Here is a 17,386-nt window from a genome sequence, read left to right as displayed (position 1 = left end):
GGCTAGAGTGCACCGCTCGCGTTTTCTCCGCCGACCGCAGTCACCCGCAATACGAGCGCCTCATCAGGATGCAGAATCGGCAGAGTGAGACCAACCGACCCGAGCGCTGCGCCCGACAGCGTGAGCTCGCCGTCGTGCCACCACGCTGGCGCAGTGCCCGGGTAGGTTGCCGCTTCCGCACCCACATCGACGGGGGTGATGCGGTACAGACGGTGCGGGTCAAGTCCGGGCAATCGCCGGGCGGTGGGTACAGAGTCGGTGGGGGTCACGAGGTTGGTCACCCAGAACACGGCATCAGCTGTTGAACCGGTAGCGTCATCCGCCACAATTCCGGTGACGATCGGGTCGGCGCTGAGTTCGCTGCGCACAACGCGCCCCGAATGGATGAGTCCGCGCAGTGAACGGTAGACGCCCGCCCACGTGCGCAGCGCATCTCGCTCTTCGCAAGTCGCGGCGGTGAGGTCCCACTCGATGCCCGAGTGGCCCATAAGCGCAGTCGCGAGCCGGAAGCTCAGAGACAGTGAACGCCCCGAGGTGTGCGCGGGCGACGAGCCAACATGCGATCCGAGGTATTCGAAGGGCACGAGCAGGTTGGTCCAGCGCATGATCGAGAAACGGTCGTGCGCATCATTGGTGTCGGAGGGCCACACTCGCTGCACGCGCTCGAGCACGCCAGCATCCACTCGCGCACCGCCCGAAGCGCAGGACTCAATTTCGACGTGCGGGTAACGCTCGCGCAGTTCGTCCATGAGGAGATACGTTGCGGCGACATGGCGGTGCACCGAGCCACCGAGCAGATCACGGTTCATATCCCACTTGAGGTAGCTGATCGCGTACTCGTCGAGCAGCGCCGCAATTGCATCGCGCACATGCTCACGCGCAGCAGGGTTATCGAGATCGAGCACGTGCTGGTTGCGCCACGACTTCGGCAGCGGCCGGTCGTCGTCGCGCAGAATCCATTCCGGATGCTCGCGCGCAAGATCGGAGTCGAGCGACACCATCTCGGGCTCGACCCACAACCCGAATTGCATACCGCTGGCTGTCACTCGGTCAACGAGTGGAGCGAGACCCTCGGGCCATGACGTGGCATCCACCGTCCAGTCGCCGAGCGCGCGCTTGTCGTCGGTGCGGCCGGTCATCCAGCCGTCGTCGAGAACGAAACGCTCAACGCCGACGTCGGCTGCGGCATCCGCAAGTGCTGCGAGCTGGTCAAAGTTGTGGTCGAAGTACACGGCCTCCCACGTGTTGAGGGTGAGCGGGCGCGGTGTCGAGGGATGCGCGGGGAGGCTGCGGAACCAGTGATGAAAACGGTTGCTCAGCCCGTCGAGGCCGGAATCCGACCACGCGGCGTAGGCCCACGGAGTTTCGTGGGTGTCGCCCGTCGCGAGGCGAACTTCGCCGGGAGCCAGCAGCTCGGCGATGCCCACTGTGGTGTAGCCGAGCGCAAGGCGATCAGTCCACACGCGGGTATCGCCGCTCGTTCCGGCGTGTACTGCCCAAACCTCACCGTGGCGGAAACCAAAGCCGGGTGTTCCCGACACGGTGAGGAAGGAATCGTTGTGACCGCGGCGACCGTGGCGCGACTCGCGCAGCCAGGTTCCGTAGTCGATGGCGGAGCGCTGGGGTTGGCGTTCTGCCGCCCAAATTCCACTGAAGTCGAGTCGCTCGCGCGCAACCGGTGGGAGCGGAAAAACAGTGGCCAACGATGAAAGCTCGAAAGCCTCGGCGGCGGTGTTGGTCAATCGTGACCGGCTGCGCAGCACTCCGGCGGCAGACAGTTCAAAGTCAATGGTGAGGCTGAGGGCCTCGTCGTCGACCAGCGTGACCGAGATACGGTCGGGGGTCGGATGCTCGATGCTCGCGGCCTGCAGAGACGGCCGACGCACACGCCCACCGCTTGCTCCGGCAGCCCGATCGTGGCGGCCCTCAAGACCGGGCAACCCGGTCCAGCCCTCGGCGAGCAAGGGAACGATGCTCAGCCGGAAAGGTTCGTCGATGGAACTCGGCCCCAGGGCACGCTCGCGCGAATCTGCGAGCGCCGCGAGCTGGTCGTGGTCAAGTTCTCCGAGGTCTGCACCCCAGTGCGTGATCGACGGCACGCCCGTGCCGCGAGCATCCAGCACGAAGCTGGTGCCCGCGGCACGGAGGTGAACGATGTCGTTCGTGTTATTCGTTGACAGCAATCGCGGCAGCCTTCATGGCGTCGATTGTCTTCTGCTGACCGATGGTCAACGCATCCGTGAGGGTGCCTGAGCCAGAGATGGCGCCAGAGAATCCGTCAGCAACATCCGTGTACACCTGCGTCATAGTCGGGCCCCACGTGAAGTCAGGGTTAACTTCTGCGCCGGCAGCGGCGAAGACGTCGTAGATGTTCTGTCCGCCGAAGAAGTCGAGACCTTCGGAGAAGGCCGGCAGGTCGCCACCGGTCTTCGTTGCGGGGTAGATGTTCGCCGTTGCGTTCATGCTGGCGAGTGCCTCAGGGTCGGTGTTCAACCAGAGAGCGAACTGTGCCGCCTCGTAGGGGTGTTCGCTTCCCTTGAGAACAGCAGTGCTCGATCCGCCCCAGTTGCCGGCTGCAGAGTCGCCTTCGTTCCACTGCGGCATCGGAGCTACAGCCCAGTTGCCTGCGGTGTCAGGTGCACCACTCGTGATGGAGTTTGCACCCCATACTGCAGAAACCCAGCTCCAGACGTCACCGGAGTTGTAGCCGTTGTTCCACTCGTCGGTCCAGGCCGGGAGGGTGGCAACGAGGTCATCGTCAAGCAGTCCCTGCCAGTAGTCAGCAACCTTGAGCGACTCGGGCGAGTCAAGGGTTACGTCCCAGGCTTCGCCGTCGTTTTCGAACCACTGGCCATCTGCCTGCCAGACGAGTCCGGCGAAGGCGTTGATGTCGCTCTGTGAGAAGTTGGTGATGTAGCCACCCTCTTCACGAATCTGCGCGGCAGCCTCTGCGTATTCGTCCCACGTGGTGGGGATGTCGATGCCAGCGGCTTCGAACAGGTCGGCACGGTAGAACAGAGCCTCGGGGCCGGTGTCCTGCGGAATTGCGTAGACCGAGTCTTCTTCACCGAAGGTGACCTGGCTCCAGGTCCAGTCGATGAACTCGTCCTGAGCGTCCATTACTCCCTCACACGAGGCGATGTTGACAACGCCGTCTTGTACGCGGAAGTTGGGCAGGGCGTCGTATTCAATCTGACCAAGGTCGGGCGCGTTGCCGGCTTCGATCTGGTTGAAGAAGTTGTTGTACGTTCCGCCAAGACCGTTGGGTCCCGTCTGAACCTCAACTTGGATGTCGGGGTTCTGCTCGTTCCAGATTGCTGCGGCATCTTCCATGCCGGGCAGCCATGTGGTGAAGCTGAGCGTTACGGGTCCGTCTGACGGGGTGCACGCGTCAGCGGCGTCAGTGCCACCGTCTGTGCCTGCACCGGTGGAGCATGCTGAGAGTGCGAGCGCGGAGACGAGCACCAATGCTCCTCCAGCGCGAGCTATGCGATTAGCCATGCGATTACCTTCCTAGTGATTGTGATTGTGATGCGGGGTTTCCCTCGGGGGTAGTCCGAGTGGTCGAGCGGGCGACTACTTGAGTGCGCCGGTTCCTAGTCCGCTGCGCCAGAAGCGCTGCAGGCTGAGGAAAGCAATGATGAGCGGGATGATCGACAGCAGTGCGCCGATGATCACGTATGCCCGAATTTCGGGGATCTGGTTCACTTGGCTATTCCAGATGTAAAGACCAAGCGTCACGGGGAACAGCTTCTCGTCGCGCAGCATGATGAGCGGTAGGAAGAAGTTGTTCCAGATCGTGACGAACTGGAAGAGGAAGATCGTGACCATTGCCGGCGTCATGAGTCGGGTGGCAACGGTAAAGAAGGTGCGTACTTCTCCGGAACCATCGATGCGCGCAGCTTCGACCAGTTCGTCTGGCACACTCGAGGTCGCATAAATACGAGCGAGGTAGACGCCGAACGGGCTCACGATACTCGGCAAGAACACCGACCAGAATGTGTTGGTGGCGCCCACCTGGCTGAAGACCAAGAACAACGGAAGCGCGAGCGCCGTTGCGGGAACCAGCACGCCACCCAGCACCACGTTGAAGAGCGTTTCGCGGCCGCGGAAGCTGTACTTCGCTAGCGCATAACCCATCATCGTGGCGAAGAGCGTCGCGACGGCGGCACCAGCTCCGGCGTAAAGGATGCTGTTGAGCATCCACTGGAAGAAGAGTCCATCGCGGTAGTTCGCCAGATTGACGATGTTCTCAACCAGGTTGAAGTCAGCGAACCACAGCGGCGCAGACGAGGTGAAGTCGCCACGGTCTTTCGTCGCTGCGACGAAAAGCCACCAGATCGGAATCAGGAAGTAGAACGTGCAGATTGCCATCACGAGCATGGCACCCGAACGCGAGAAGAGGCTTTCGCGAGGACCGTTGTGCTTCTTCACGGGAGCTTTGGTGGCACTCATCAGTCAGCCTTTCGCTGGGTGAACTTGAGCACGGTGAATGAGAGCGCGAAGGTGAAGAGCGCGAGAACCACCGAGAAGGCTGCGGCGAGGTTCACGTTCGGCACCGACGCTGTCGAGTAGATGAGCAAGTTAGGGGTGTAGGTGCTCGTCACAGCAGACGTGAAGCTCTTGAACACTTGTGGCTCGGCGAGCAGCTGCAGAGTTCCGATGATGGAGAAGATTGCGGTGAGGGTAATCGCCGGAGTGATCAACGGGATCTTGATCGACCACGCGATTCGAGCTTGCGACGCCCCATCGAGGCGGGCTGCTTCGTAAATCTCGCTCGGAATCGCCAGCAGCGCCGAGTAGATGATGATCATGTTGTAGCCGACGAAGACCCACGTGACAACGTTCGCGATCGACCAGAGCACAAGGTCGGCGCCCAAGAAGTTGATCTCTTTCGTGATCGCGGTGAACGGCGACAGGTTGGGCGAGTAAAGGAAGCCCCACATGACAGCGGCGATAACACCCGGCACGGCATACGGTGCGAAGAAGGCGAGACGGAAGAACCGCTTGCCCTTGACCAGCGGCGAGTCCAGCAGAAGCGCCAGCAGCAGCGCCAGCCCCAGCATGACCGGCACCTGAACGATGCCGAAGCCGAGAACCCGAAGAATGGAATCCCAGAACGAGGAGTCTTGGAAGACTCGTGCGTACTGCACGAAACCGCCGAACACCTCCGTTGGCTTACCGAAGGTGCCTTCACGCTCGACCGTCAGCAACGACTGATAGATCGCCACCAGAATCGGCAAAATGTAGAACAGGCTGAACAGTATGGAGAACGGCGCGATGAAGAACAGCACCGCTGCACGGTTATTCGTGGCCTTAGTCTTCACCCGGATCTTCTTCGTCACCGCCTTTTTTGGTGTGGCGGGCGTGGCAATGTCTGTAGTCATCGCGTTGCTCCTTCTTCGACAGTCAGGCGGATGACGCGAACGCCACCAGCGGGAACAGCCACCGAACCTGTGACTGCAGTTTCCGTCAACAATTCTGCGCCGTCGGCGGGGAAAGAAATCTCATGCGCGCTGTGGTTAATCACAAAACGGAAGCGGTCGGTGGCGTTTGATCGCGTCACCACTTCGACGCCGGCGGGGAGTTCGAGTTGTTCGACACCGGCCTCGTTGAGTGCGCGGCCCATCAGGTCGGCAAAGCTCGGGGCGTCGAGCGCGGTAGCCACGTACCACGCAGTTCCCGAACCGAAACGGTTGCGAGTGATGGCCGGGCCACCAGGAATGGGGCCGGACGCGAACTCGGCAACGACATCCGCTGTGGTGGGGCGGACGTGCTCGGCCCAGATGCTCGCGTTACCGCCGTCGTTCAGCATGAGGCGCGTTTCGGGCTTCACAGGCATGAACTGTTCGGTCCAGGCGCCAAGCACGTGGCTGAAGGCACCGGGAGGGGTATCGCCAGTGGCATCGAGGCGGATGCCGTCGGTTTCGTCCACGATGCCGGAGAAGAACGTAACAACGGCGTTGCCACCGCCCGCAACGTAATCGCTGATGACGGCCGCACTCGCGTCGTCGACGAGGTAGAGGCTAGGAACAATGACGAGCTTGTAGGCGTCGAGCGCAGCACCCGGGGCGACGATGTCGACCGTGACGCCGTTCGCGCTAGCAGCGTTGTACGCCGCGTGAACCTGCTCGAGGTAGCGCACGGCAGACGATGGCTGCGAGTCGCCCTCGGCCGCCCACCAGGATTCCCAGCTGAAGACGAGGGCAACGGACGCCTCGACCCGAGTGCCCGCGAGAGTCTCGAGGGAGTGGAGTTTCTCACCCAGGTCGAGGGTCTCGCGCCACACAGCAGTGTCAGTACCAGCGTGAGGGAGCAGAGCCGAATGAAATTTCTCGGCGCCTTGTCGTGACGCTCGCCACTGGAAAAAGCAGACGGTGTCTGCTCCCCGAGCAACGTGCGTCAACGTGTTGCGAAGCATTTCACCCGGCTGCTTCGCCAAGTTGTATGGCTGCCAGCTCACCGCGCTGCTGGCCTGCTCCATGAGCATCCACGGCTCGCCCTGGGCGAGCCCACGAGTGAGGTCGGCAGCAAACGAGAGTTCATTGTTCGGATGCGGCAGCCGGTGATCGAGGTAGTGATCGTTAGCGATGACATCCATTTCGCTCGCCCACTGCCAGTAGTTTTGGCTGCGGATGTGCGCGGTCACCATGAAGTTCGTGGTCACCGGGATGCTGCTCTGCGAGCGCAGCAGTGTCGCCTCGGCCTTGTAGTAGCCGAGGAGCTCGTCGGAGCTGAAGCGGTTGAAGTCGAGGCGTTGCGCAGGGTTCGCCGACGAGAGCGTGGCGCGGGGCGGCAACACTTCGTTCCAGTCGCTGTAGCGCTGGCTCCAGAAGGTCGTGCCCCAGGCGGCGTTGAGCCCATCGATGGTGTCGTAGCGCGACTGCAACCAGACGCGGAACGCGGCAGCAGAAGTGTCGCAGTAGCAGTGCGCGTTGTGGCATCCGAGTTCGTTCGAGACGTGCCACATCGCGAGCGCAGGGTGGTCGCTGTAGCGCTCGGCGACCTTCGCAACGAGACCGAGTGCCGCAGTACGGAACTCGGGAGAACTCGGGCACCACCCTTGGCGGCCGCCCTGCCAGCGACGGGTGCCATCGGCGGCGGTGGGCAGAATATCGGGGTGCGCCGTCGTAAGCCACGCGGGCGGCGATGAGGTGCCAGTGCCCAGGTTCACCCGGATGCCGGCAGAGTGCAGCAGATCCATGATCGCGTCGAGGCGAGTGAAGTTGTACTCTCCCGCTCGCGGCTCAATCTCGGCCCAGCCGAAGATGTTGATCGCGACGAGGGTGACCCCAGCCTGCTGCATGAGGGCGACGTCGTGCTGCCACACTTCTTCGGACCACTGCTCGGGGTTGTAGTCACAACCGAGCACGAGGGATTCGGGTGACCAGCTCGCGACGCGATCTGCGCGGGGTATGGTCACGCGTGCCTCCTTTGGCGATGGGTGCAGCTGCTGGGTCAGCAGTTCTACTCACAATTGTCCGAGTTCTGTGAACGTGCACAGAACCTCACCCACAAAAATTGGCGACAATCTCTGGGAGCGTTCACACACTAAGCGAGCCTTATTCGTTGTGTCAAGCGGTCGGCGTGTCTGTGAGCGTGAACAGTCCCGCGAAACGGGGCCAGTGCCGCACCCGTGAGAGCGCTAGCATGGGGTTATGGCAACACCTGGGGCACGACCACGCCGCGCGACAATCTTCGACGTCGCGGCCGAGGCCAACGTCTCCCGTGGCACCGTCTCCCGCATGCTCAACGGCGAACCTTACGTTTCTGACTCCGCGCGAGAGGCCATCGAGAAAGCCATCGCCAAGGTCGGCTACGTTCGCAATATGGCGGCCCGCAACCTTGCCACCCAGCGTTCCAAAGCAATTGCGCTCATCGTGCATGAGCCCCACTCCGTCTTTCTCGAAGATCCCAACATCGGCGCGATTCTTCTCGGCACCAACGATCGTCTCTCTGAAGACGACTACCAACTCGTTTGCCTCATCATCGGCTCCGACCGCGACAGCGCCCGCATTGCTGACTACCTGCGCGGTGGCTTCGTCGACGGCGCCGTCATCGTCTCCGCCCGCGAACACGACCCCATCGCCGACGCCATCGCCCACATCGGCCTCCCCGCCGTCTTCGTCGGCCACCCCATGAGCGCACCAGAAATGCCCTACGTCGGCATCGACAACCGCGGTGCCGCCCGCGACATCACTCGCGAACTGCTCTCCACCGGCCGCAAGAAAATCGGCATGATTGCCGCAGCCCTCGACCGCGACTCCGGTAGCGAACGACTAGCCGGCTTTCGGGATGCCCTGGGCGACCAGTTCGACGAGAATCTGGTTGTCGATTTTCCGCTCTACTCGCGCACCAGTGGCGTTGAGGGAATGAAAGCCCTCCTCGACCGCGCCGGCGATATCGACGGAGTTTTCGCGGCATCCGATGCTCTCGCTGCTGGCGCCATGGATGTGCTGCGCGAACGCGGGCGCTCAGTGCCAGGCGACATCGGCATTGTCGGCTTCGACGACAGCGACTGGGCGATGCGGTGCCAGCCCCAACTCACGACGGTGCGCCAGCCAGCCGACCTCCTGGGGCGCGAAGCGGCATCCATGGTGTTGGAGCTTGTGAACGGCATCACGCCCGAGTCTCCCGGTCGCATTCTGCCGACCGAAATCAAGCTGCGCGGCTCAGCCTAAAGCAGAGTTTCTTCTCGCGGACGCAGAACTTCTTCTCGCGGACTCAGGGGCCTCTTCCGTCCGACGCAGAGAACCCCTGCGGTCAGCCGCTGAGGTTTACGCCGAAGGGGTTGTCGTTGCCTGAGCGGCTACTTTGGCGCGCTCTTCGGCTTCGATCTTGGCGTAGCTGTCACGTTCGGTGCGGTCAGAACGAATAATGGCCGACATGACGATCCAGAAAATGGCGCCAATAGCAATCGTCGGGATGACGGAGAAGAGGGCGTTCGACCAATATTCTTGAGGCACCTCTCTAGCCTAACCGTTCACGAAGGTGACAATAGCGATGAGAACCACAAGTCCCACGAGAGTCACAGTCATGATGAGCCGTGAAGATTTACGATCCACTACTGAGCCTTTACGAGTACGCCGACGAGGCCGGTAAGCACCATGAAGAGCCCTGCGCCCGCCACGAGCACCCACAGCGCGATGCGCATCGGGGTGATCGTCGACTTCTTTGGCGCCTCAGAGGCGTCCGAAGTCTCGCCGGGAACAGGATCAGTCATTGCCGTACTTACTTAACCAACGGAAAAAGGATGGTTTCGCGGATGCCGAGACCAGTGATGGCCATCAGCAAACGGTCGACGCCAACACCGATTCCACCGCTCGGCGGCATGCCGTGCTCGAGGGCGCGGATGAAGTCTTCGTCGAGTCGCATCGCTTCGACGTCGCCTTGGCTAGCCAAGAGTGCTTGCTCAACGAAGCGTTCACGCTGGATAACCGGGTCGACGAGTTCGGAGTAGCCGGTGGCCAGTTCGAACCCACGAATGTAGAGGTCCCACTTCTCCACAACACCTTCGATGGTGCGGTGGTCGCGCACGAGCGGGCTCGTGTCGACGGGGAAATCCATGACGAACGTGGGGCGGTCGAGGCCCGGCTTCACGTAGTGCTCCCACAGCTCTTCAACGTACTTGCCGTGGGTGGGCTGCGTGACCTCGATGTCGACGGCATCCGCCAGCACCTTTAGCTCGGCGGCGGGCGTCTGTGGGGTAATGCTGAGCCCGGCTGTCTCGTTGAGAGAGTCGTACATGGAGATGCGCGCCCAATCGCCGCCGAGGTCGTACTCGGTGCCATCGGAAAGCGTAACGAGCGTGGAACCGGTGACGGCAACCGCCGAGTTCTGAACAAGCTCCTGCGTGAGGTCGGCCATTTGGTTGTAATCGCCGTAGGCCTGGTAGGCCTCGACCATGGCGAACTCGGGCGAGTGCGTGGAGTCCGCGCCCTCGTTGCGGAAGTTGCGGTTGATCTCAAACACGCGCTCAATGCCACCGACGACGGCACGCTTCAAGAACAGTTCCGGCGCGATACGCAGGTAGAGGTCGGTGTCGAACGCGTTCGAGTTCGTGATGAACGGACGAGCGGATGCCCCACCGTGCATCGTCTGCAGCATCGGCGTTTCGACTTCGAGGTAGTCGTGCGCGGCGAACGTTGCGCGCAGGCTCGAGTTGACCTTGGCGCGGGCACGCACCGTGAAGCGGGCCTGTTCGCGAACAATGAGGTCGAGGTAGCGGCTACGAACGCGCTGTTCGTCGCTCAAGTCTTTGTGGAGGTTCGGGAGGGGCAAGACGGCCTTGGCGGCGATCTTCCATTCCTTGACCATGACCGACAGCTCACCGCGACGGCTCGAGATGATCTCGCCGCTCACGAAGAGGTGGTCGCCGAGGTCAACAAGTTCTTTCCAGAGAGCGAGCGACTCGTCGCCCACTTCGCCGAGAGAAACCATGACCTGGATGCGCTGGCCGTCGCCCGACTGCAACGACGCAAAGCACAGCTTGCCGGTGTTGCGGAGGTGCACGATGCGACCAGCAAGGCCGACAACATCGCCCGTGGTGTCATCCGCTTCAAGCGACGGATACTTCTCGCGAACCGCCGGAATGCTCGTGGTGATGGCAACCCCAACCGGGTACGCCTCAGCGCCCGAATCGATGAGTCGCTGACGCTTCTCTAACCGAACAGCTTTCTGTTCAGAAACTTCGGCCTCGGTAGGGTCTGGAGTGTTAGCGGCGTCATTCACGCCCTCAATCGTAGCCGGGATAACGCCACGCTGTAGCGCCCCAAATTGCAGGCGAAAACTAGCCGACGTAAAGGGTCCAGTTGTCGATCAAGCGGGTGTCTCCCACCCGCGCTGCGATGAGTGCGCTGGCCGGACCACGGTAGCCATCGGGCACCGGCATGAAGGTCTCAGTGTCGACAATCGTGAAGTAGTCGAGTTCGACCCCGGACTCCCCCATGAGAGCTCCCTGCGCTGCGGCGATGACGGCATCGAGGCCGCTATCGGCGGCCGAGCTTGCAGCCTTCAACGCCGTCGACAGAATGACGGCTGCGTGGCGCTGGCTGGCATCCAAGAACTGGTTACGGCTCGACAGCGCGAGGCCATCTTCTTCGCGCACAGTTTCGATGATTTCCAACTGAACCGGGATGTTCAGGTCGGTGATCATACGGCGAACGAGAAAGAGCTGCTGGGCATCCTTCTGGCCGAAGGTCACGAACTGGGGAGTCGTAATCGCGAGCAGCTTGGCGACCACCGTGAGCACTCCATCGAAGTGGCCGGCGCGACTCTTGCCCTCAAACATCGCGCCGATCTGACCGGCAGAAATGGTCGTAGTGGGAGCAGACGGCCCCTTCGGGTACATCTCCTCCACGCTGGGGGCGAAGACATAGGGCACCCCCAGTTCGCCGAGCAGGTCGAGGTCTGCATCCATGGTGCGCGGATACTTGTCGAGATCTTCATCGGCACCGAACTGGGTGGGGTTCACAAAGATCGACACAATGCGCACGTCAGCGAGCTCTGCGGCACGCTCAACGTGAGCGAGATGACCCTGGTGGAGGGCACCCAACGTCGGCGTCAGAGCAATGCTGCGGCCGGCGGCACGCTCGTGCGCTACTACGTCGCGCATTCCGGCGACGGTCTCAATAACTTGCGGGCGGGGGTGTGAACTCACGAGGGGTCCTCCTGTGAATGGGGCCTCGGCTCGGGGTCGAGCAAGGAAACATCGATGCTAGTCGCAGTTGCGCGAGTGAGCGCACTCTCGACCGAGGAACGCAGCAGCGGCCCTAAGACGCGAGCGGGGTCATCCACCCCAACACTGCCGAGCAAATCTAAGGATTGGCCGACAATCGCTGCTGAGAAGCTGGTGGCGGTACTCACCGCTTCTGCCCACGAAGCTCGCTCGTTTTCAGCGATCACAATCGGCTCGGCACCCATCTCCACGACAAGCGCTTGCGCGATCGGCAACACCGGGGTTGGCGCGCTGACAGCGCAATACGCTTCGTGCAAGCGCGTGAGATCGAGACTCGTTCCCGTGAAAACCATGGCCGGATGCAGCGCCAGGGGAATCGCTCCCACTGCCAGCACCGACGCCAAGGCCTGATAGCCGAGCCCAGGCGCGGTGTGCAGCACAAGTTGCCCCGGCTGCCACACTCCAGCATCGGCGAGACCCTTCGCAAAGGACTCGATCTCGGCCTCAGGAATCGCCAGAATCACGAGCTCGCTGCGTTCCACAAGAGTGGGGATATCGAGCACCGGAACGTCGGGGAGGATCGCGCTAGCGCGCTCAAGGTTGCGCTCAGACGTCGCGGCGATGCCCACAATCGCGTGGCCAGCGCCCGCGAGCGCTGCGCCAAGAATGGGGCCGACTTTGCCCGCGCCAATGATGCCGATTCCGAGCCGGCCCGCCGCCTGCGCCATTACGCCTGTCCCTCAGGGGTTGTTGGTGCCGGGGACTCGGTGTTCGCACCGGTACTGCGCCAGCGATGACTCGTGTCTACTCCAGCGGCATGCACGGCTGCGTGCTCAACCTCATCGAAGAAGCGCACAACATCGTCGCGGTCGAGCGCACCGATGGTGGCCGAAATCGGCCCAGCGACCGTGTGAATCCGCAACTCGGCGAGCCCCATCCGGCGCAGCAGCGGACCCTCATTCATGCTGACGCTCTGCATGCGGGCTTGCGGCACAAGCACGAGGGAACGCCAGATGGCTCCCTTGCGCAGCGCTACGGCATCCGAAATCAGTACGAAACCGTTGCGGCGCCAAGAGAACCAGCGCAACCAGGCCGCCCGCTTGGGCGAGGTGACGTAGTCGTCGTCGTGGGCTCCAGCGGCGAGCCCGCACTCGAGCAGTTCACGCGACTTGGCGTCAGCGAGGCTCGGCAGAATGAGTTGCAGCACGCGGTGCACGTCGGCCATATCTCCGACCGGGAGCAGTGTGGTTTTCGCGGTTGCGCTGCTTGAGCTTGCCGCTTGCGAGGCGGTGTTGATCTTGATTTCCCACCAGCCGGCGGGGCGCCACATCAGTGGCTGCGAGACTTCAACGGCGTGAATGCGGCCGGGTGGCAGCGTCTCGTTGGTAGTCGAGAGGAGGCCGTACCCAACTCGGATGCCGTCTGCAGTCGACGCGATGGAATATCGCAACGACCGCGTGAGCCGCGATCCGAGGTAACCGGCGAGCCCCAGAAAACCGGGAAGAATAATGAAGATCCAGCCGACATCGCCCGTGGTGATAACAGTGGTGATGATGCCGATAGCCGCCAGAATCGCGAAGACTGTCGGTCCGCTCAGCAGAAGCGAACCGATGAGCCGCGGAATGCCGATGCGCACGATCGACTCGGGCGGTGCCGTGTTCGGGTCGAGCTCGGGGGCCAGAAGTTCGTTGACCCGGGATTCGACGAGGCCACCGACGCCGGGGAGTGCGGCTGGTCCTGCAATTGCGGCCGCTTCGGCCGCTCGCGTGCCCGAGGCAAGCTGCAGTATCGCGAGGCGTAAATCATCCGCGCCCTTGGACCCCAGATAGGCCAACTCAACGTTCGCGTCTTGACCGGCCACATTCACTTCAAGTTTGGCTGCGCCGAACAGGCGGGCCAAGAACGGCCGCGAAATATTGATGCCCTGGATGCGGTCGAGTCGACCGCGACGGTTGGTGCGGAAGAGGATGCCGCTGCGCACCTCCACAAGCTCATCGGTGATGCGGAAGGTGTGCATCCGCCACGACAGATAGAAGCCGCCAACGCTCAGAAGCAAGATGACGACTACGGCGAGGATGGCCAAGATGAGGAGGCTGGACTCGGCAAAACGTTCAAAGAACCGCAGCTCACGGCTGCCGCCACCAAAAATGACGTCGAGAAAGACATCGCGAGCGTTCACGACGATGACACCGATAATGGCCACGAAGGCGATGCCACCGCGCAAGAACGGAGTGGCCGGGTGCAGGCGATGCCATTCGCCATCGGCGAGGCGACGGGCGCTCTCGGGCACGTTCAGCTCAACGGGGCCGAGCGGTTCGCCTGGCTCCAGAGGGACGCCTGGCTCCAGAGGGACGCCGGGCTCGCCGGGGTCGAAGGGATCGCGCGGGTCGCTCACAGTCCGGCCCTGCGGCTTTCAGCCAGGGCGACGAGCCTGTCTCTCAACTCCTCAGCGTCCTGCTCGGGCAGGCCGGGGATGACAACCCCGGTGGATGCCGCTGCCGTCACGAACTTGAGTTCGCTGAGGCCAACGGCGCGATCGAGGGGTCCGCGGTTGATGTCGACGAGCTGCATGCGGCCGTAGGGCACAGCAACCACGCGGCGGAACATCAGTCCGCGCCGAAAGACTAGGTCATCTTCGCGCAGCATGTACCCGATTGCCCGCACGCGTCGCGGTGTGAGCGCGATGTTGATGATGAAGATGATGCCAAGCGAAACGGGAATCACGGCAAGCCACTGAATCCCGGTCAGGACGGTGGGGATCGAGGTGGCGACGGTCAGCACGATGCCCGTAATCAGCAACCCGACCGCTTCCACGATCGTGTACTTGCGGGAGACGCCGCGCCACTCGGCGCCGGGGAGATCGAGTCGCTCGGTCACGCTGCTCCTTGGGGGTCCATCGGGTTCCGCAATGACGGGTCGTCATCATCTGGCGGGATGGTGCACAAATATTCGGCAACCAATCCTGCGATCAGCAACACTATCGCGCCAGCCGAAACGACAAAGCTCGTGGCGATGGCGCCAGTTTCGGGAGAAACGGTGCGACTCAGCAGGTAGACCGCGATGCCGAGGGCGGTTCCCCCGAGCAGAGCCCCGGCGAAGCTCGATGCTTTCGCGAGCACGACAACACGCAGCGCGAAGAAGGGATTCACACGTTCTTTACGCAGTCCGCGTGATGAGCGGTAGATCGGTACTGCCAGCACGACCACGATCACGGCGATCAAGAACAGCGAGACCGCCAACGCGACCGAGGGGGTCACAATCGGATTTCCGGATGCGGTGAGCACGACTTCGAGCAACCAGCCGACGACGGCTCCCGCCGCGGCTATGGTCACCAAGTGCACGGCTGACGTGCGGGCTACCACAGGGGCGCTGCCTCAAACTCGGTGGCGTCGTTCTCGATGCCCGCGAGGGCGTCTGCCGCGCTTCCGATTCCGGCGAGCTGCGCGTGCGGGTCAAGCTGAAGCAGCGGCACAAGCACGAACGATCGTTCGGCGGCCCGCGGATGCGGAATCGTCAACAGTTCGTCATCCACCTGCAGGTGCGCGAAAGAAATGATGTCGATATCGAGGGTGCGGTCGCCCCAGCGTTCATCGCGCACACGGCCATGCGCGGCTTCGACGTGCTGCAGTTCGGCGAGGAGGGCGTGGGGCTCAAGCGAACTGCGCGCTAACACCACCGCATTGAGATACGCGGGCGCAGAGTGGTCGATGCCCGAGAGTTTCAGAGCCGGCGTCTGCACAATGCTGGAGGCGGCATCCACGGTCACACCGTCGATGCGGTTGATGGCGTGCACCGCATCGCGCAGAGTAGTTTCGCGGTCGCCCAGATTGCTGCCAATGGCAAGCATCACCGGCAACTCGACGTGGAGTCGTTGCTGGCGCATCATCGCAGTGGCTGCGGTTCTGCGCTGAAGCCGGCGGTCTGGGCGCGAGCTGCACGCTGGCGCGTTATCGTGACCGAGACATCAGTGAACGGCACCGTGATGGGCGCTTCTGGTTTGTGCAGCGTGATCTTGGTGCTCACTGCGGCCTCATGCGCGAGCACCACGGCGGCGATGCGTTCAGCAACCGTCTCGATGAGATCAACGGGATTGCTCTCGACGGCGGCGACGATCTCTTCGGCCAAGACACCGTAGTGAATCGTGCGGTCGAGGTCGTCGGTGCGCGCAGCAGCTGCGAAGTCGAGATACACGGTCGCGTCAATCACGAAGACTTGGCCGTCACGACGTTCGTGGTCGAAGACGCCATGGAAGGCCGTGGCGCGCAGGCCGGTGAGAGTGATTTCGTCCAGTGCGGGATTCATCGTTTCTTGCCCTTCTGCATCGCTCGATAGACGGAAAGAGCCACCTGCGTTGACGGGACATCGTGCACGCGCACGGCCCACATCCCCGCTTCGGCGGCAACGTTGCTGATTACCGCGGTAGCAAGATCGCGGTCGGCCGGTGGCGCATCGGCGGGGAGCATTTTGGCGAGAAAGCGCTTGCGTGATGCCCCAATGAGCACCGGATGCCCGAGTGATGCAATCTCGTCGATGCGCGCTAGCAGCGCCCAGTTGTGGCGCGCGTCTTTCGCAAAACCGAGACCCGGATCGAGCACGACCCGTGTGGGCTTCACTCCCCACACCATCATCTCGGCCAGTCGAGCCTTTAGCTCGCTGCGCACATCCGCGACGACATCGTCATAGTGCGCGAGTTGCCCCATCGTGGTGCTGTGCCCCCGCCAGTGCATCGCGATATAAAGCAGATCCGTTTCGGCAACCGTGCGGTACATTTCCGGGTCAGCAAGCCCACCGGAAACATCGTTGATAATGGATGCTCCCGCTGTCGCCGCGGCCAGTGCAGTCTCGGCATTCATGGTGTCAACGCTCACGGTCACGCCTTCAGCCGTGAGGGCCTTGATCACCGGGATTACGCGCTGCTGTTCCGCCGCGGCAGACACCCGCTCCGCACCAGGGCGAGTCGATTCGCCGCCGACATCGACGACATCCGCGCCCTGATTGCGCAGTTCGATGCCACGCGCGATTGCGGCGTCAACGTGTTCGAACTGGCCGCCGTCGCTAAAAGAATCAGGCGTGACATTCAGGATGCCCATAACTTGGGGAACCGCCACGCGAGGGTTTCTACGCATCGCCACCTCGGCCGATGAGCGCCATCACTTCTGCGCGCTCCACGGGATCGCTGAGCACACCGCGAGAGGCCAACGTGACCGTGGAGCTTGCCGTTTGGCGTGGTCCGCGAGCAGACACACAACCGTGAACAGCGTCGATCACGACCAGCACACCCCGCGGCGACAAGCCCTCGTTGATCGCGTCAGTGATCTCCTCGGTTAACCGCTCTTGCAGTTGGGCACGCGCGGCAATGGTCTCCACGACCCGAGCGATATTGCCCAACCCGATGATTCGTTCATCCGGAACGTAGGCGACATGCGCGACGCCCAGAAACGGCAACAAGTGGTGTTCGCACATTGACCGGAACTCGATGTCGCGCACGAGCACCAATTCGCCGGTCTGGTCTGCCTTGGCAGTGAACTCGATGCTGTCGGAGAGGTGCACAAGCGGGTCGATCGCGTTGCCCGCAAAGAACTCGGAGTACGCCTCGGCGACCCTTCGCGGGGTGGCGGTGAGGCCTGCCCGGGCAGGGTCTTCGCCGACTGCAGCCAAAATCTCGGCTACCGCAGCTTCAATGCGTGCGAGGTCGATCGACATGGTGTC

At 62.6% G+C, this 17,386-nt stretch carries 18 protein-coding genes; 1 reads left to right on the top strand and 17 read right to left on the bottom strand.

Annotation, left to right across the window (positions count from 1 at the left end; genetic code table 11):
• Positions 1–2 precede the first annotated feature (2 nt).
• From I6E60_RS03135 to I6E60_RS03115, 5 genes are all read right to left on the bottom strand, one after another.
• Complete coding sequence (locus tag I6E60_RS03135; protein ID WP_197178832.1) at positions 3–2,183, bottom strand: alpha-galactosidase; 2,181 nt, start codon at positions 2,181–2,183, stop codon at positions 3–5.
• Positions 2,167–3,501 (bottom strand): ABC transporter substrate-binding protein, encoded by a 1,335-nt coding sequence (locus tag I6E60_RS03130; RefSeq protein ID WP_197178830.1) that lies wholly within the window; start codon positions 3,499–3,501, stop codon positions 2,167–2,169. Before I6E60_RS03130 ends, I6E60_RS03135 begins: the two co-directional genes overlap by 17 nt.
• A gap of 75 nt (positions 3,502–3,576) precedes the next feature.
• Positions 3,577–4,455, bottom strand: a complete 879-nt coding sequence (locus I6E60_RS03125) for a carbohydrate ABC transporter permease (RefSeq protein ID WP_197122899.1) — start codon at positions 4,453–4,455, stop codon at positions 3,577–3,579.
• Positions 4,455–5,387 (bottom strand): carbohydrate ABC transporter permease, encoded by a 933-nt coding sequence (locus I6E60_RS03120; RefSeq protein WP_197122897.1) that lies wholly within the window; start codon positions 5,385–5,387, stop codon positions 4,455–4,457. The genes I6E60_RS03125 and I6E60_RS03120 overlap by 1 nt, the downstream gene beginning before the upstream one ends.
• Complete coding sequence (locus I6E60_RS03115; protein WP_197178828.1) at positions 5,384–7,423, bottom strand: beta-galactosidase; 2,040 nt, start codon at positions 7,421–7,423, stop codon at positions 5,384–5,386. The genes I6E60_RS03120 and I6E60_RS03115 overlap by 4 nt, the downstream gene beginning before the upstream one ends.
• A 235-nt stretch (positions 7,424–7,658) precedes the next feature.
• Here I6E60_RS03115 and I6E60_RS03110 point away from each other — a divergent pair, with 235 nt between their 5' ends.
• On the top strand, positions 7,659–8,681 hold the full coding sequence (locus I6E60_RS03110; protein WP_197122894.1) for a LacI family DNA-binding transcriptional regulator: 1,023 nt from the start codon (positions 7,659–7,661) through the stop codon (positions 8,679–8,681).
• Positions 8,682–8,777: 96 nt separating this feature from the next.
• Here I6E60_RS03110 and I6E60_RS03105 read toward each other — a convergent pair whose 3' ends face one another.
• From I6E60_RS03105 to folE, 12 genes are all read right to left on the bottom strand, one after another.
• Complete coding sequence (locus I6E60_RS03105; RefSeq protein ID WP_197122892.1) at positions 8,778–8,966, bottom strand: hypothetical protein; 189 nt, start codon at positions 8,964–8,966, stop codon at positions 8,778–8,780.
• A gap of 98 nt (positions 8,967–9,064) precedes the next feature.
• A complete protein-coding gene (locus tag I6E60_RS03100) occupies positions 9,065–9,223 on the bottom strand; it encodes a hypothetical protein (RefSeq protein ID WP_197178826.1) in 159 nt (52 codons plus the stop codon).
• Positions 9,224–9,231: 8 nt separating this feature from the next.
• Positions 9,232–10,731 (bottom strand): lysine--tRNA ligase, encoded by a 1,500-nt coding sequence (lysS, locus tag I6E60_RS03095; protein ID WP_197122888.1) that lies wholly within the window; start codon positions 10,729–10,731, stop codon positions 9,232–9,234.
• Positions 10,732–10,789: 58 nt separating this feature from the next.
• The gene (gene panC, locus I6E60_RS03090; RefSeq protein ID WP_197178824.1) at positions 10,790–11,659 is read right to left on the bottom strand and encodes a pantoate--beta-alanine ligase; all 870 of its coding nucleotides are present in this window, start codon (positions 11,657–11,659) and stop codon (positions 10,790–10,792) included.
• On the bottom strand, positions 11,656–12,405 hold the full coding sequence (locus tag I6E60_RS03085; protein WP_197122884.1) for a Rossmann-like and DUF2520 domain-containing protein: 750 nt from the start codon (positions 12,403–12,405) through the stop codon (positions 11,656–11,658). Before I6E60_RS03085 ends, panC begins: the two co-directional genes overlap by 4 nt.
• Entirely contained in the window at positions 12,405–14,072 is a 1,668-nt protein-coding gene (locus I6E60_RS03080) for a PH domain-containing protein (RefSeq protein ID WP_307841773.1), read from the bottom strand. The genes I6E60_RS03085 and I6E60_RS03080 overlap by 1 nt, the downstream gene beginning before the upstream one ends.
• Positions 14,069–14,554, bottom strand: a complete 486-nt coding sequence (locus I6E60_RS03075) for a PH domain-containing protein (protein WP_197122882.1) — start codon at positions 14,552–14,554, stop codon at positions 14,069–14,071. The genes I6E60_RS03080 and I6E60_RS03075 overlap by 4 nt, the downstream gene beginning before the upstream one ends.
• On the bottom strand, positions 14,551–15,039 hold the full coding sequence (locus I6E60_RS03070) for a DUF3180 domain-containing protein (protein WP_197178822.1): 489 nt from the start codon (positions 15,037–15,039) through the stop codon (positions 14,551–14,553). The genes I6E60_RS03075 and I6E60_RS03070 overlap by 4 nt, the downstream gene beginning before the upstream one ends.
• On the bottom strand, positions 15,033–15,563 hold the full coding sequence (gene folK, locus I6E60_RS03065; RefSeq protein WP_197122879.1) for a 2-amino-4-hydroxy-6-hydroxymethyldihydropteridine diphosphokinase: 531 nt from the start codon (positions 15,561–15,563) through the stop codon (positions 15,033–15,035). Before folK ends, I6E60_RS03070 begins: the two co-directional genes overlap by 7 nt.
• Positions 15,560–15,979, bottom strand: a complete 420-nt coding sequence (gene folB, locus I6E60_RS03060) for a dihydroneopterin aldolase (RefSeq protein ID WP_231601109.1) — start codon at positions 15,977–15,979, stop codon at positions 15,560–15,562. The genes folK and folB overlap by 4 nt, the downstream gene beginning before the upstream one ends.
• Positions 15,976–16,785: a dihydropteroate synthase gene (gene folP, locus I6E60_RS03055; RefSeq protein WP_307784363.1), complete on the bottom strand. Its 810-nt coding sequence runs from the start codon at positions 16,783–16,785 to the stop codon at positions 15,976–15,978. Before folP ends, folB begins: the two co-directional genes overlap by 4 nt.
• Positions 16,786–16,795: 10 nt before the next feature.
• Positions 16,796–17,380, bottom strand: a complete 585-nt coding sequence (gene folE / locus I6E60_RS03050; protein WP_197122878.1) for a GTP cyclohydrolase I FolE — start codon at positions 17,378–17,380, stop codon at positions 16,796–16,798.
• Positions 17,381–17,386 lie beyond the last annotated feature (6 nt).

The sequence above is a fragment of the Salinibacterium sp. SWN167 genome, from assembly GCF_015864665.1.
Taxonomy (GTDB): Bacteria; Actinomycetota; Actinomycetes; order Actinomycetales; family Microbacteriaceae; genus Rhodoglobus.
The sequence above is the reverse complement of the archived record's forward strand: the minus strand, read 5'-3'. Positions and strand labels throughout refer to the sequence as shown.